The following is a 16066-nucleotide window of genomic DNA, read 5'->3' as shown; positions in this document are numbered from 1 at the left end:
TGTCGCGATACATTTGACGGCCACCGTTGGCACTACGAAAATGTTGATCGTTATCAAAATTCCATTTGTCACGATCGAAGCCGGATGCGATAGGTAAACCGGTTTCTCTTGGCAGGCCGCGTCTGGCCATTCCCGCATTGACCCACGATGGCGATCAATTCAATAAATACGCGCCCGCTCCGTGTTTGGTCGAGCATGTGTAGACGTAGAGTATCTGTACGAATGTCGCTACTCCGTTCGGTACAGCACACAAAGCTCAGTTAGGGCATGCGTCAATCGCCGCGTCCATGTGTATGATGAAAGCGGCTCGCCGCGCAGATGCCGGGCTCCGACGAGATGAGTGTGGATGGCCGTCGCAACGTATTGCGCGTTCGTGTTCCGGATTCCAGCCACGCCTATGGCGAGAATTCCGTTGGCTTAAGTGTGCTGGCTAGGCCGCCAGAAGAGTGTTCGATCTCGCACGGAATATGCTAAATCTTTCATCTGGCTTGTCGAGTTGAAAGAGAAGGTTGCGCGCGCAACCTGCACGGTTCGTGCCACGCACTAGCCGATGTACCTCAGTGAGTGGCCCCCAGGTACGCCGCCTTCACCGAGGGATCGTTGCGCAACTCCGCCGCGGGCCCATGCGCCGCAATTCTGCCGTTCTCCAGTACATAGCCATAATCGGCCACATTGAGTGCCGCGGCGGCGAACTGTTCGACCAGCAACATGGTGACGCCCTGACTCTTCAGATTACCGATGATTCGAAACACCTCTTCGACCAGAATGGGCGCGAGTCCCATCGACGGTTCATCGAGCAAGACCAGCTCCGGATTCATCATGATTGCGCGCGCCATCGCCAGCATCTGTTGCTCGCCGCCGGAGAGCGTGCCGGCCAGTTGATGGCGTCGTTCCTTGAGCCGCGGAAACATCTCGATAGCGCGCTCCAGATCGGCCTTTACATCTCCGCGCGGCCGCGCCGAAGTCAGGCGCGGGAACGCGCCGAGTATCAGGTTGTCGGTCACGCTCATGGTCGCGAACACGCGCCGGCCTTCCGGCGAATGCGCGAGCCCGAGCCGCGCGATGCGATGTGAGTCCAGCGCGTCAATGCGCTTTGCGTCGGTGCCGACGCCCATCGTAATCTCACCGGCACTCGGCCGGATCATGCCGGAGATCGCGCGCATGGTCGTTGTTTTGCCCGCGCCGTTGGAGCCGATCAGCGTGACCACAGACGCCTTCGGCACATCGATTGAAATGCCGTGCAGCACTTTCACTTTGCCGTAGCCCGCATGCAGATTTCTGATCGATAACATGTCTGTTCCTGTAAGCGCGCTGGCTCGCTTCACGCCGCTTGACCGGCAGGCTGGCCGCCGAGATAGGCTTCGATGACTTTTTCGTTAGACTGAATATCGGCAGGCTTGCCCTCAGCGATCTTCTGCCCGAAGTCCAGCACCGAAACGCGGTCGCACACGCTCATCACCACGTCCATGTGATGCTCGATGAGCACGACGGTAATGCCGTGATCGCGCACTTTGCGAATGATCGCTACCAGTTCCTTGATATCCGGTGCGGTGAGCCCCGCGGCGGGTTCGTCGAGCAACAGCAATTGCGGATCGAGCGCGAGTGCCCGCGCGATTTCGAGCAGACGCTGTTTGCCGTACGGCAGGTTGCGTGCTTCCTCGGCGGCGACATTGTCGAGGCCGACGAACCGCAGCATGCCGAACGCGCGCTCACGCGCGGCGCGTTCCTCGCGCCGATAGCGCGACGACATCAGACCGACATCCGCGAGATTCGCGTTGAATGTGTGATGCAGGCCGACCAGTACATTCTCGAGCGCGGTCATCTCGCCGAACAGCTGCACGTTCTGGAAAGTGCGCGCGATTCCAGACAGCGCGATCTGTGCGGAGGTCTTGCCCGCGAGCGACGCGCCCCGATACTCGAGCGTGCCCGCGGTCGGCACATAGATGCCGGTGAGCACATTCATCATCGTGCTTTTTCCGGATCCGTTCGGGCCGATCAGTCCGTGAATCGTGCCGCGCTGCACGGTCAGATCGACGTCGTTGAGCGCCTTCAGTCCGCTGAACTGCATCAGGATGCCGCGCAACTGCAGGATGTCTTCCGTGCCGCCCGCGTGCACCGCCTGAACCGCATCGCCACCGATCGTGGCCGGTTGCGTGGCGTCGACGGTAACCGTGCGGACCCGCCCATGCATCACGATCTTGCGCACAAAGCCGACCACGCCGTCCTGCAGGTAATACACCACCAGCAGAATCATCAGCCCGAAGATCGTCAAACGCCAGTCGGCGAGCGTGTCGATCCGGTAGGAAAACGCGGCGAGACCTGCCGTGCCCAAAACCGGAATCGCGACCTTGCGCGGCGTGGACACCTTGCGCGCCAGCGCGACGCCCGCGCCGATCACGACGACCGCTGCCAGCACCGAGGCGACGGTGCGGAACATGTCGATATCGTCGAGCAGTTTGGGCAGCAGCACGATGATCGCCGAGCCGAGCAATGCGCCAGTGCGGGTCTTGCGGCCGCCCATGATGATCGCGAGCAGGAACAGGATGGTGAGTTCGAAGTTATAGGTATTCGGCGAGATGTACTGCTCCGAATACGAATAGAGGCAGCCGGCCAGGCCGGCAAACCCGGCGCTGATCACGAACGCATAGACCTTGTAGCGGTACACCGAGACACCCATGCAGTCCGATGCGATCGGACTGTCGCGCAGCGCCTCGAATGCGCGGCCCAGATGCGATCGGAGCACGCGGTGCACGACGATCAGCGAGGCGACCAGCAGCGCCGCGACGAGCCAGTAGTACTCGACTTCGTTCATCGGCCGGCCGGCGATCGAAGGTTTCGGGATCTTCACGCCCATCGGCCCGTTGGTCAGAAAATCCATCTCGTTGATGAGAATCTGGAGGATCGTGCCGAACGCCAGCGTCACCATCGCGAGGTAGGGACCGGACACGCGCAAGGCCGGCAGCGCGAGAATCGCGCCGAAGCCCGCGGTGATGAGAATCGCCAGCGGCGCGGTGACGATGAACGGCATGCCTAGCTTGAAGAACAACACACCGGCTGTGTAAGCGCCCACGCCGAACAACCCGGCATGCCCGAGCGACACTTGCCCCGTATAGCCGACCACGATGTCGAGACCGAAGAGCAGGATCGCGTAGATCATGATCGTCTCAAGCAGGTGGATGTAATACGGGTTCCCAGACAACACGGGAAACACCGCGAGCGCGATCAGCGCCAGTGCGGACGCAACGAGCTTCTTCGGATTCACGGCGGCCCTCACACTTTCTTGATCGACGTCTTGCCGAACAGGCCGGCAGGTTTCAATGCGAGCACGATCAGCAGCAGTACGAGCCCGGGCACGTCCTTATAGCCGGTGGAAATGTAGAAGCCGGTCGTGGTCTCGGCGATGCCGAGAATCACGCCGCCCACCACGATGCCTAGCCCGCTCGACAGCCCGCCGATGATCGCCACCGCGAACGCCTTGAGTCCGAGCACGGCGCCCATCGTGGCGCCGGTGAGCGTGAGCGGCGCGATCAGCACGCCGGCGAAAGCCGCGGTCAGAGACGACAATGCGTACGAAAACGTGATGACGAGACCGGTATTGATGCCCATCAACGCCGCGGCGTCGCGGTCGTTTGCGGTGGCGACCACGGCCTTGCCGAAGATCGTCTTGCGATTGAAGAACTCGACCGCCAGCATCATCACCAATGCGCCGCCGACCACCAGCAATTCCATCGGCAGCACATTGGCGCCGAATACTTTTAGCGGAGCTTCCGGAAGCGGGGAGGGGAAGCGCAGATCGTCGCGGCCCCAGAGGTTCTCCGCGACGTTCTTGAAGATGATGCCGAGCGCGATCGTCGACATGATCCAGCCGAATTCGGATTTGATCCTGATCGCGGGCCGCACGCCGATCCGTTCGACAAACGCGCCTTGCAGCAGACCGAATACGCAGACGAGCGGAATCATCAGCCAGTAATTGACGCCGAGTGTGACGAGCGTAAGACCGACCAGCGCGCCGAGCATCAGCGCGTCGCCCTGGCCGAAGTTCAGCGTGCCCGAGGTGGCGAATGTGAGTTGATAGCCGAATGCGATCACGGCGTAGATCATGCCGAGCGCAATGCCGCTATAAATGAGCTGCAGAAGAATGGCCATCGTCGACCGCCTTGGAGTTCACCGGATATGAAGCGAAGCCGCGCCCGCCTCGAGGCGGGTGCGGCTTCGTAACATGCCGCCGCGCTTGCTTAGCGCTTGTTCCGCGCTTATTCCACGCTCAGTTCGCGGAGCTCGCCTGCTTGCTGCGCAACTGGCTGCCGCCTTTCTTGTCGGCTTCGTACGCATAGACCACGCGGCCGCCCTTGACCTCGCCGACCACCGGCACATTCGGGCTGATCGCTTCGTGGTCGTCATGCGTGAACGGCTTGTCGTAGACCATCACGACGCCTTCCACCTTGGTGTTGAGGTTTTCGAGCGCGGCGCGCACTTTCGGGCCGTCGGTCGAGCCGGCCTGGGTGATCGCGGCGGCCAGCAGATAGACCGAGTCGTAACCTTGCGCGGCGGACACCGGCGAGTCGATGCGGTTGTTCTTCGGCTTGAATTCCTTCAGGTACGCGTCGATAAAGGCTTTGCGTTTGGGCGTGTTGGCTTCCTGAATGAAGGTCTGCGGCATGCGCGCGCCTTCGCCGTTGGTGCTGGCGTTGTCGATATAGTTCGCCATCGACAAGGTCCAGCTGCCGATCAGCGGTACTTTCCAGCCGAGCTTGGCCATGCCGTTGGCGATCTGCGCGAGTTCCGGTCCGATCCCATACGTCAGCACCGCTTCCGCGCCGGCCTCTTTGGCCTTGAGCAACTGCGCGGTCATGTCGACGTCCTTGATATTGAATTTCTCGACGGCGACGGGTTTCACACCTTTGGTGGCGAGCGCTTTCTCGAGGTCTTCGCGGCCGAGCTGACCGTAGTTGGTCGAGTCGGCGAGAATCGCAACCTTCTTGAAGCCACGTCTGGTCACGGCTTCTTCGACTATCATCGGCGCCTGGATGCGATCCGCGGCGGCATTGCGGAACACGTAGTTATCCGGCTGATCGGTGAACTGCTTCGTCACGATGCTGCCTGTGGCCACGTTGTTAAATACGGGAATCTTCGCTTCCTGGAAGAAGCGTTGCGAAGCGAGTGCGACGCCAGTGTTGATGTAGCCGACCACCGCGACGACCTTTTCCTTGTTGATCAGCTCTTGCGCGATCTGCACGCCGCGTTCGTTTTTCGCTTCGTCGTCGCGTTCCACCAGCACGATCTGGCGGCCCAGCACGCCGCCGGCTTTATTGATCTCGGCGGTCGCGAGGCGCACGCCATCGCGCATGCTGACGCCCATCGAAGATGAGCCACCGGTGAACGGTCCGTCGACGCCGATCTTGATCGGATCCGCCGCGTAGCTGACATTGGCGAGGGCACAAAGGGCGAGCGCACCCACAACGCTTTTCAAGCGAATTCCCATAGCTGTCTCCGTAGCATATCTTTTCTTGCATGAAGCCTCGATGCGGGCTCATGCGCGCCGATTCACACGTTCTTAGGAAGCCTGACCGTCAATCGGTAAGTCAGTATAGAAATCGTAAAGTATTAGTAATATGCGGAATTACCCGTGTGGTGCAATCCCGCAGTCGACGGCGGCGGAACCCCTGCCTGGCGGCTCCTTCGTGCCACCGTCGGCTTTCAGTCAGCTCACGCGAACCCTTGCGGATTCGTCGATTGCCAGCGCCAGTGATCCGCGCACATCCGCTCGATGCCAAACTGCGCGCGCCAGCCAATGATCTTCTCAGCCGCCGCCGGATCGGCGAAACACGAGGCGACGTCGCCGGGGCGGCGCGCCACGATTTCATATGGCACCGGCCGGCCGGCGGCCTTCTCGAACGCCTTGACCACGTCGATCACGCTATAGCCCTGGCCTGTGCCGAGGTTCACGACGAAACTCGCATCGCGCTTGACTAGCGCATCGAGCGCGGCCAGATGTCCGCGCGCCAGATCGACGACGTGGATATAGTCGCGCACGCCGGTGCCGTCAGGCGTCTCGTAGTCGCCGCCGAACACGCGCAGCTTCTCGAGCTTGCCGACCGCCACTTGCGCGACATACGGCATCAGGTTGTTCGGAATGCCGGCGGGATCTTCGCCGATCAGGCCGCTCTCATGCGCGCCGACCGGATTGAAGTAACGCAGCGTGGCAATGCGCCAGGACGGATCGGCCACTTCCAGATCGCGCAACACCTGCTCGGCGATCAGCTTCGACTGACCGTAGGGATTGGTGGCCGACAGCGGGAACGACTCGTCGATCGGCGAGCTCTTCGGCACGCCGTAGACGGTGGCCGACGAACTGAACACGAATTGCTTGACGTTACGGTCGCGCATCACGCCGAGCAAGGTCAGCAGGCTGCCGACGTTGTTGCTGTAGTACTCGATCGGCTTGGCCACGGACTCGCCCACCGCCTTCAGCGCGGCAAAGTGAATTGCGCCCGTAATCGGATGCGCGTCGAAAATACGGTTGAGCGCAGCTTCGTCGCGTGCGTCGGCTTCGTAGAAGGTCACCGCCTTGCCGGTGATCTTTTCCACGCGCCGCAGCGATTCGCGGTTGCTGTTCACGAGATTGTCGATTACCACGACGTCGTAACCGCCGTTCAACAGTTCGACACAGGTGTGCGAGCCGATAAAACCCGCACCGCCCGTTACCAGAATCGTGCCCTTCGTGGTCATGCTGTTGCTCCGTTAAAGTAAAACACCCGTCATTTTCTGCACCAGGTCCTTATACGTTTCGACGACCACCCGTTCGTCGAATTCTTCCGCGACTTTCTTCCGGCCGCGTTCAGCCATGGCCCGCCGCTCCGCGCTGCTCATGTCGAGCATGCGTGCCAGCGCGGCCGCAAGGCTTTCTGCATTGCGCACTTCGCACAGCAATCCGTTGACCCCGTCCGCCACCACCTCGCGGCAGCCGGGCACGTCGGTGGCGACGATCGGCCGGCCTATCGCCGAGGCTTCCATCAGCGTACGAGGCACGCCTTCGCGATACGACGGCAGGACCACGCAATCCGCCTCGGCGATCAAAGGCCGCACGTCGTGCGCCTCGCCAAGATACTCGATGATGCCTTCCCGCTCCCACGCCGCCACTTCCTCGCGCGTGATCGCGCTGGGATTGTCGACGCCGACCGGGCCGAGCAACTGGAACCGCGCGTGCGGGTAACGTTCACGCAAGCGCCGCGCGGCTTCGACATATTCGCCCACGCCCTTGTCCCACAGCAGCCGCCCGATCAGCACGAAGCGGTAATCGGTGCGCTCGGGCAGCGGCGTGAAGGCGAACTGCACGAGGTCGACGCCTTCGCCATGCAACAGCCGCGCACGCTCAGGATGCACTAACAAATTCTGTTCGACAAACGCCGCTTGATCGTCGCGATTCAAAAACCATATTTCGCGCGGGAAACGGAACGCAAAACGATACAGTTTTTTGGCCACCTGAGCGGCGCGGCTATGCTGGATGAACACGTAGCCCAGTCCCGTTGTGACCGCAACCGACTGCACGCCCGCCAGCTTCGCGGCGATCGAACCGTAAATATTCGGCTTGATCGTGTAGTGGAACACCACGTGCGGACGGATCGACCGATAGTGCCGGTAGAGCGCGTACAGCGTGCGCAGGTCGTCGCGTGGACTGGTGCTTTTCGAGGCGACCGGCAAGTCGATGCAGCGGCAGCCCATGGCGGTGAGCAGTTCGAACGTGCGGTCGCGCGGCGCGACGATCGTCACGTCGACGCCGCGTCCCACCAGCATACGGATCAGCCCTTGCCGATAGGTATAGATTGCCCAGGCGGTGTTACAGACGAGTGTAATGCGCAACGCGGGCGTCGACTTCAAGGCAGGCTTCATGCGGGAACGAGCTCGGCGGTGAATGGGATGGTGAATGGTTTAATGGCTCGCGCGCGGCGTGAACAGGCTGCGTTTGATCCGCTGCAGTGCGCTGTAGGGCGTCACCAGATGCAGCAGATTTTTGGCGAGGCCCAGCCAGTCGTACAGATTGGCGGCGTTGAAGTAGCGCAGTTGCAGGCGCAGCGTCGAACTCACCTGGCGACGCCGTCGGGTCGCGCTGATGCCGCCTTCGTTCAGTTCGTAGTAGAGCCCAAGCTCCGGCAGGTTCGCGCAGTCGTAGCGCTCCATCAGACGTACGAACAGATCGAGATCTTCGGCGGAACGGTACTCGGCGCGGTAGTTGCCGACTGCGCGCACGGCGTCGATGCGCAGCATCATCGAAGGATGCGCGAGGCATGAGCGGAAGAAGCGCAGGCGGCGGATCGCGTTCGGTTCGGCGGGCGGCGTCAGCATGAAGAGCGGCTTGCCTTCGCGCGTGACGACTTGCGTCCACATGCCGAGCCCTGCCACGCGTGGATGCGATTCCATGAACATGCGTTGTTTGGCGAGCCGCTGCGGCACGCTGCGGTCGCCCGCGTCAATGCGCGCCGCGTAACGAAAGCCGCGTTGCGCAAGCGCGTCGATGCCGGTTTGCAACGCCCGTTCGATCCCGCCGTTCTGCGCCATGCGCAACACTTCGATCGTCATATTGGCGATGGCCGGCGCGACGATCGGCGGCGTGCTGCCGTCGTCGACGATCAGCACGTGCACCGGCGCGCTTTCACTGAACGACGCCAGCGTGAGGTCGACATCGGCCTGGCCGTTATAGGCGGGAATCAGCACTGCGACGTCGTCGAGGGTCATTTGCGCGGTGGCGGGTGAGTTCGTCATGGGCGCAATTTGAAACGAATGTAATAAAGATTAACCGACGCGGCAGCCAGGTATCCGGCGGCGAGGCCCATGAGCGCGCCATAGGCGCCAAAGCGCGGAATCGCCAGCAGATTGACCACGAACGCAACGGCCAGCGCCAGCAGCCACTTGGCGAGCAGGACGAACTTGGCCTGATATTTCAACACAATGAGATTGCCGATCGCCTCGATGCCGGCGGGTACCGACAGCCACACGGCCCAGCGGAAGATATCGATCGCGCCTTCGAACTGCGGCCCGAACACGCGGCGGATGATCAGCCCGGCCAGCAGATCCAGTACGATCGCGCCACTCACCATCAGCACGGCGGTCATGGCCGTGAGCCGCCACATATTGCGGCGCAATTGGGCGGCATCCTGCACGCGGTAGACGAAGGCGGGCGCAATGGTCTGCGCGAGCATCAGCGCGAGTGTGATCCAGTTTTCGTTCAACTGCTGGGCGGCGGAATAGCGCCCGAGATCGGCGAAGGAAATCGTCCGTTCGAGCATCAGCCGGTCCAGTTTCAGGAACAGGTACATACCGATCAGGCCGAGCCAGAACACCGTGCCGGCGCTCGCGAAGTGCCTGAAGAGCGAACGGTCGAGATGCCAGCCGAGCTTGCCGCCGTGCCGGCGCACGTAATAGACCAGCAGGACCGCGCCGATGGCGGCCGATTCGAGCGCCCACAGCCAGCCGAAGCGCGCGGGCGCGGCTGCAGCGCGCACCAGCAGATAGACCAGCGCGGCCTTTAGCACCGCGGTGCTCATGCTGGTGAGCAATTGCGGCTTGCTATAGGTCATGCTCTGCAGCCACGCGTTCACCACGCCGACGAACGGTTCGCGAAACAGCATGGTGACGGCAAGGCCGGCGAGCATGGCGCCGACCAGCGGGTCGAAGAAATGCAAGGCGATGCCGAGCCAGGTCAGCAGCAAAGCGGCCACCGACACGGAAATGCGCAGCGCGAAAGCGCTGCCGAGCACCGTGCCGAGCTGCGCCGGCGGGCGGTTGACGATGGTAGGCACCAGAATCTCCGCGCCGCACACCCAGGTAATGGGCGAGAGCACCAGCAGCAGCGTGTTCGCGTATTGCCATTTGCCGAACGTGTCCGGCCCGAAGTAGCGCGCCAGCATGCCGCTGATCACGATCGCCACGCCGATCTGCGTGAGCCGCTCCAGCCCGAGCCAGACGATATTCGTGAAGGCGCGCGTGACGTCCGGATTGGCGAAGCGCTTGAGCGTCAGCATCCGCTGGCCGCTCGCCAGTCCACTTGCGCTGGGCGTGCCGACCATGCCCGCGGCACCGCAAGCATGAGCGGCACGCATGACCCGTGCGGCACAGTGCGCGCGTTTGCCCAACCCGCCGACGGTCGCGGCAACTTTACATTTGGAGGGCGTCTAAGCATTAGAATGGTGCTATAAGGCTGGTCTGAAAGGCGCAATTATAAGTTGGAACCGGATCGCTTCCGGCAAGGGCGCATCGCTGTGTTTTACCGATTCATCGGCGGTGCGCCGGTCAAATTTCTCCATTGCACGCAAGTGAGCCAACATGATCTCCAAATCTATTTTCAAGGCGTATGACATTCGCGGTGTAATCGGCAAGACGCTCGACGCCGATGCAGCGCGTTCGATCGGCCGCGCGTTCGGCAGCGAAGTGCGGGCCCAGGGCGGCGACGCCGTCGTGGTCGCGCGTGACGGACGCCTGTCGGGTCCCGAGTTGGTCCAGGCTTTGTCGGACGGCCTGCGTGAAGCCGGCGTCGACGTGGTCAACGTGGGCATGGTGCCCACGCCGGTCGGCTACTTCGCGGCCAGCGTGCCGTTGCAGCTCGACGGCGGCGAGCGCCGCGTCGATTCGTGCATCGTCGTGACAGGTAGCCATAATCCGCCGGACTACAACGGCTTCAAGATGGTCCTGCGCGGCGCGGCGATTTACGGCGAGCAGATTCTCGCGCTGCATCAGCGCATTGTCGACGAGAACTTCTCCGCAGGCAGCGGCACGTACACCGAGTACGACATCGCCGACGCCTATCTGGATCGCATCACGAGCGACATCAAGCTCGCGCGTCCCATGAAGATCGTGGTCGATACCGGCAACGGCGTGGCCGGCGGCCTTGCGCCCAAGTTGTTCAAGAAGCTCGGCTGTGAACTGGTCGAACTGTTCACCGAAATCGACGGCAACTTCCCGAACCATCATCCGGACCCGGCTCACCCGGAAAACCTGCAGGACGTGATCCGCGCGCTGAAGGAAACGGACGCCGAAATCGGCTTCGCGTTCGACGGCGACGGCGACCGCCTCGGCGTGGTCACCAAAGACGGCCAGATCATCTATCCGGACCGTCAGCTCATGCTGTTCGCCGAAGAAGTGCTGTCGCGCAACAAGGGCGCGCAGATCATTTACGACGTGAAGTGCACGCGTAACCTCGCCAAGTGGGTGAAGGACAAGGGCGGCGAGCCGCTCATGTGGAAGACCGGCCACTCGCTCGTCAAGGCGAAGCTGCGTGAAACCGGCGCGCCGCTGGCCGGCGAAATGAGCGGCCACGTGTTCTTCAAGGACCGCTGGTACGGTTTCGACGACGGCCTGTACACGGGAGCGCGTCTGCTCGAAATCCTCACGCGGGTGGAGGACCCGAGCAAGCTGCTGAACTCGCTGCCGAACTCGAACTCCACGCCGGAACTGCAACTGAAGCTCGAAGAAGGCGAAAACTTCGAACTCATTGCGCGTCTGCAGAAAAACGCACAATTCACCGGCGCGGACGACGTCGTGAAGATCGACGGCCTGCGCGTCGAGTATCCGGACGGTTTCGGTCTCGCGCGCTCGTCGAATACCACGCCGGTCGTGGTGATGCGCTTCGAAGCCGATAACGACGCGGCGCTCAGGCGCATCCAGGAAGACTTCCGCCGCGTGATCATGGCGGAGAAGCCGGACGCGAAGCTGCCGTTCTAAACGCATGAGCGGCACCGCGGTTCGGTTCGAACCGCGGTGGCCGTCGAACGCGGCGCGGGTTTCTCTTACCGCGCCGCGTTTTTTCATGCGGTGCGCATGCAACGCGCTAGAATTGCCGTCCTCATGAGAAACGGCGGTGTGTTTCAGGTTTTCTCATGCCCCTTGGGGCTCTCTCAACGCATCTTCGGGCCGGACAGCCGGTTTTCCCACTCTTGAGCGTGCAAAAGATACTGATCGTGAGGGTGTCGTCGCTGGGCGACGTCGTTCACAACATGCCGGTGATCGCCGATATCCGACGCCGCCATCCCGAGGCCCAGATCGACTGGCTCGTCGAAGAAAGCTTCGTCGGGCTCGTGCAACTCGTGAGCGGCGTACACCGGGCGATTCCCGTGTCGCTGCGGCGCTGGCGCAAGCGCATTCTGTCGGTCGACAACTGGCGCGAGATCGGCGCATTTCGCCGCGCGCTCGCCGCCGAACACTACGACCTCGTGATCGACTGCCAGGGGCTCATCAAGACCGCGTGGGTTGCGAGCATGGCGCGCGGCACGCTGGTCGGTCTTGCGAACCGCACGGACGGCGCGGGCTTCGAATGGCCGGTGCGCTTCTTCTACGACAAGCGCGTGCCGATCGAGCCGCGCACCCATGTGGTCGAGCGCACGCGCCAACTGGTGGCCGCGGCGCTGAACGACCCGCCGCCGCAGCCCTCCGACGACATCGACTTCGGCATCGACACCGGGCGCGCTGCGCTGGCTTTGTCGGAGGCGAATCTGAACTTGCCAGTGCCGTACGTCGTGTTCGTGCACGCTACCTCGCGCGCCGACAAGCAGTGGCCCGACACGGCATGGATCGAGTTGGGGCAGTCTCTCGTGCGGCGCGGTGCGTCGATCGTGCTGCCGTGGGGCAGCGAAGAGGAGCGCGCGACCAGCGAGCGTCTGGCGAAAGAGTTCGGCGCCGCGGCCATCGTGCCGCCCCGGCTCTCGTTGCCCGCGGTGGTCGGCCTGATCGAAGGCGCGGCCGCCACCGTCGGTGTTGACACAGGTCTGGTTCACATCGCCGCGGCGCTGAAGCGACCGACGGTCGAGTTGTACAATTTCGCCACTGCGTGGCGCACTGGCGGCTACTGGTCGCCGAACGTCGTCAATCTCGGCACGGCCGGACAGCCACCCACGCTGCAACAGGTGAAGTCGGCACTCGCGGGCTTCGGCCTGCTATGACACGTCCGGGGCGCTCCGCCTTGCGCTCCAACCGTTTTCAAGGGCGACCATGAACGAAACCCAGATCATCGAAGTAGCGAACGCCGACTGGCACGGGCGCAACCTGTCCGTGCCGCGCGAGATGCTGCTTGCCGGCGTCGAACGCGGCAAAGTGCTGTATTTCCCGAATCTGCGCTTCGCGATCGAAGGCGGCGAACAGGCGCTGCTCGACCCCGCGCTCGCCGATCCGAACCGCAAGAACATCAGCCTCGAACCGAATGGTGGCGCGCTGCACGGTGTGGCCGGCGACGCCGTCACGCAATCCGCCGTGCGTGCGTTGATCGCGCGTTATCAGACCAATGCGCGCACGCTGGTCGACGGACTCTTTCCCGAATACAACGGCAGGTTGCGCGTGGCGCCGACCAGCCTGCGGCTGCATCAGGTGGAAACGCGCGAGACGTCATGGCGCAAAGACGATAGCCGTCTGCATGTGGACGCCTTTCCTTCCCGGCCGAACTACGGCGAGCGTATTCTGCGCGTGTTCACCAACGTCAATCCGCACGGCGCGCCGCGTGTGTGGCGCGTCGGCGAACCGTTCGAGGACATGGCCAAACGTTTCCTGCCGCGCATCAAGCCGCAAATGCCGGGCGCCGCATGGCTGCTGAACCTGCTGCACGTGACCAAATCGCCGCGCAGCGAGTACGACCATTTGATGCTGCATCTGCACGACGGCATGAAGGCCGATCTCGACTATCAGAAGTCGAGCCCGCAGGAGACCATGCCGTTTCCGCCCGGCAGCGTCTGGGTGTGTTTTTCGGATCAGACCTCGCACGCGGTGATGTCCGGCCAGTTCATGCTGGAGCAGACCTTCTTCCTGCCGGTCAAGGCGATGGCGCAGCCGGAATGCGCGCCACTCGGAATTCTCGAGCGCCTGAAGGGCAGGGCGCTGGTTTGAGCGCCGCGTTCCATTTGCCGGTTTCGCTCGATGGATTGGCTCGTCGCTTCAGGCAGGCGGAGTGCCGATGCTGAGGGCGATCTATCGCGCGCTCTGGTGGATCATCGCGCCGCTGGCTGTGTTGCGCCTGTTGATCCGCTCGCGCAAGGAACGCGGCTATCGCGAGCGTATCGGTGAGCGCTTCGGTTATTCGCGCGGCCGGTTGCCCGAAGACAATGCGCCGCTAATCTGGGTGCACGCGGTGTCGGTGGGCGAGACGCGCGCCGCGCAACCGCTGATCGATGCGCTGATCAAGGCGCGTCCCGACGCGCGCATTCTGTTGACGCACATGACGCCGAGCGGGCGCGCCACCGGCGAGCAGATTTTCGGCGACCGGGTCTTGCGCAGTTATCTGCCGTACGACATGCCGCATGCCGTGCAGCGGTTTTTGCGGGCATGGCGGCCGTCGCTGGGTCTGGTGATGGAAACCGAAGTGTGGCCCACGCTGATCGACGAGTGCCGTCGCGCGGACGTGCCGCTGGTATTGACTAATGCGCGGATGTCGGCGCGCTCGTATAAGCGCGCGGCGAAGTTCGGCAGCGCGACCAAGGACGTGTTCGGCGGCTTTGCGCGTGTGCTGGCCCAGAGTCCATCGGATGCCGAGCGGCTGACCGCGCTCGGCGCGCGCAACGTGGCCGTGCTCGGCAATCTGAAATTCGACATGAGCACGCCGCCGGAACTGGCGGCGCGCGGGCATGCGTGGCGCGCGGCGATCGGCGCGCGTCCGGTGTGGGTCGCGGCGAGTACGCGCGAGGGTGAAGAGGAACTGGTGCTGCAGGCGTTCGCGGCGCTAGGCATTGATAACGCGCTGCTGATTCTGGTGCCGCGTCATCCGCAACGTTTCAACGAAGTGGCCGGGCTGGTCGAGAAGGCCGGGCTGCGGATCGCCCGACGGTCGGTGTGGGCGCCGGATGCCAAGGTGGCGTCGGCGGCAACGAGTGGTGCAGTGCCGCCACTGCCTGAGGGCGTGAACGTGCTGCTGGGCGATTCGATGGGTGAGTTGGGTGCTTACTATGCCGCGTCGGACCTGGCGTTCATCGGCGGTAGTTTGTTGCCGTTGGGTGGGCAGAATCTGATCGAGGCGTGCGCGGTCGGTGTGCCGGTGCTGATCGGACCGCATGTGTTCAACTTCACGCAGGCCACCGCGGATGCGGTCGCGGCGGGCGCCGCGGTGCAGGTTAAGGATCCTGCGGATCTGGGACGGGCGTTGCGCGAGTTGTTTGGCGATAAGGCCAGAAGGCTGGCCATGGGCGGCGCCGCGTCGGCATTCGCCGCGCGCCATCGCGGCGCGACGGCGCGTACCGTGGATGTGTTGATGGCGTTGTTGCCGGAGGGAGAGTGAGGGCGGGGTGCGGAAGCGGTGCTGCCGCTCAGCTTTGCGCGTTCATTGCTGATATGTTGCGCGAAGGTTGACATTCCGGCACTGCGCTTTCCTTCGCTTTCACCGACTGCAATGACGCTTTTCACCGACCTCGGTTTCAAATGGGATCGTGCCGCGATTCCACAAGACATCCCGACCCATTCAATTCGACGGGTGTGCTTCCGTTTTCATCGAATGCTGCCGGAATTCGTGTGGGATGCGAGCGTTGTCGAAGGTAATCCCTTCACGTTCACCGAGGTGAAGACACTGCTTGACGGTGTAACTGTGGGCAGTCGAAGAATATCCGATCAGGACCAGGTTCTGAACCTGCTTGAGACTTCGAAGTATCTGCTGGCGATTGTGCAGAACGGGCGATTCGCGCTCGATAAGGCGACGTATTGCGAGTTACACCGGCCGGCTGCGCGTCAGGAGGTCCATGAGTGGGGTGTCTTTCAAGGAGAAGGAAAGACGCGCCACACGCCGCTACCAACCCTGCCGGGCGCCCCGGAACTCAACCGCGTCTTTGCCGCAGGCACTCGTGCGCTGACTGATCAGGTCTCCAACGCCTTCGAACGCGGTTGTGCTTTTTTCCTCTTCGGCGCACTGCAGCAGTTCTTCTTCGACGGCAACAAACGCACGTCACGTTTCATGATGAATGGCGTGCTGATGGCGAACGGTATCGACGCGATCAGCGTCCCCGCTCAGCGTGCGGCCGACTTCAACGAAAAGATGGTGCGCTTTTACCTTTCGAAAGACGGCACCGAAATGATGGCATTCCTGCTGGAATGCCATCCGGGCGAGTGA

13 protein-coding genes are annotated in these 16066 nt (G+C 62.7%); 5 read left to right on the top strand and 8 right to left on the bottom strand.

Going from position 1 to position 16066, the window contains the following annotated elements; all coding sequences use genetic code 11:
* Positions 1-557: 557 nt before the first annotated feature.
* From B0G71_RS15885 to B0G71_RS15850, 8 genes are all read right to left on the bottom strand, one after another.
* Positions 558-1292: an ABC transporter ATP-binding protein gene (locus tag B0G71_RS15885; protein WP_116142683.1), complete on the bottom strand. Its 735-nt coding sequence runs from the start codon at positions 1290-1292 to the stop codon at positions 558-560.
* A gap of 29 nt (positions 1293-1321) precedes the next feature.
* A complete protein-coding gene (locus B0G71_RS15880; protein WP_116148633.1) occupies positions 1322-3262 on the bottom strand; it encodes an ABC transporter permease subunit in 1941 nt (646 codons plus the stop codon).
* A gap of 8 nt (positions 3263-3270) precedes the next feature.
* On the bottom strand, positions 3271-4146 hold the full coding sequence (locus tag B0G71_RS15875) for a branched-chain amino acid ABC transporter permease (RefSeq protein WP_012431965.1): 876 nt from the start codon (positions 4144-4146) through the stop codon (positions 3271-3273).
* A gap of 118 nt (positions 4147-4264) precedes the next feature.
* Entirely contained in the window at positions 4265-5482 is a 1218-nt protein-coding gene (locus B0G71_RS15870; RefSeq protein WP_116142682.1) for an ABC transporter substrate-binding protein, read from the bottom strand.
* 224 nt (positions 5483-5706) lie between these two features.
* Entirely contained in the window at positions 5707-6729 is a 1023-nt protein-coding gene (gene galE / locus B0G71_RS15865; protein WP_116142681.1) for a UDP-glucose 4-epimerase GalE, read from the bottom strand.
* Positions 6730-6741: 12 nt separating this feature from the next.
* Positions 6742-7890, bottom strand: coding sequence for a glycosyltransferase family 4 protein (locus tag B0G71_RS15860; RefSeq protein WP_106285872.1), 1149 nt, complete (start codon positions 7888-7890; stop codon positions 6742-6744).
* A gap of 39 nt (positions 7891-7929) precedes the next feature.
* The gene (locus tag B0G71_RS15855; protein ID WP_116142680.1) at positions 7930-8760 is read right to left on the bottom strand and encodes a glycosyltransferase; all 831 of its coding nucleotides are present in this window, start codon (positions 8758-8760) and stop codon (positions 7930-7932) included.
* On the bottom strand, positions 8757-10019 hold the full coding sequence (locus B0G71_RS15850; RefSeq protein ID WP_116148631.1) for an oligosaccharide flippase family protein: 1263 nt from the start codon (positions 10017-10019) through the stop codon (positions 8757-8759). Before B0G71_RS15850 ends, B0G71_RS15855 begins: the two co-directional genes overlap by 4 nt.
* A gap of 301 nt (positions 10020-10320) precedes the next feature.
* Between B0G71_RS15850 and B0G71_RS15845 the strand changes: the two genes are divergently transcribed.
* The 5 genes from B0G71_RS15845 to B0G71_RS15825 all read left to right on the top strand — a co-directional run bounded on the left by B0G71_RS15845 (position 10321) and on the right by B0G71_RS15825 (position 16066).
* Positions 10321-11715 carry a phosphomannomutase/phosphoglucomutase gene (locus B0G71_RS15845; RefSeq protein WP_106285874.1) on the top strand — a complete coding sequence of 465 codons (1395 nt, stop codon included), beginning with the start codon at positions 10321-10323 and terminating at the stop codon, positions 11713-11715.
* Positions 11716-11927: 212 nt separating this feature from the next.
* Positions 11928-12929: a lipopolysaccharide heptosyltransferase I gene (gene waaC, locus B0G71_RS15840; RefSeq protein ID WP_116142679.1), complete on the top strand. Its 1002-nt coding sequence runs from the start codon at positions 11928-11930 to the stop codon at positions 12927-12929.
* Positions 12930-12978: 49 nt separating this feature from the next.
* Complete coding sequence (locus tag B0G71_RS15835) at positions 12979-13863, top strand: Kdo hydroxylase family protein (RefSeq protein WP_116142678.1); 885 nt, start codon at positions 12979-12981, stop codon at positions 13861-13863.
* A gap of 67 nt (positions 13864-13930) precedes the next feature.
* Entirely contained in the window at positions 13931-15244 is a 1314-nt protein-coding gene (gene waaA / locus B0G71_RS15830) for a lipid IV(A) 3-deoxy-D-manno-octulosonic acid transferase (RefSeq protein ID WP_116142677.1), read from the top strand.
* A gap of 111 nt (positions 15245-15355) precedes the next feature.
* Positions 15356-16066 (top strand): Fic family protein, encoded by a 711-nt coding sequence (locus B0G71_RS15825; protein ID WP_116148629.1) that lies wholly within the window; start codon positions 15356-15358, stop codon positions 16064-16066.

Source organism: Paraburkholderia sp. BL27I4N3 (assembly GCF_003386115.1).
Lineage (GTDB): Bacteria > Pseudomonadota > Gammaproteobacteria > Burkholderiales > Burkholderiaceae > Paraburkholderia.
Note: the sequence above shows the minus strand (reverse complement) of the source record. Positions and strands in the feature narration are given on the sequence as shown.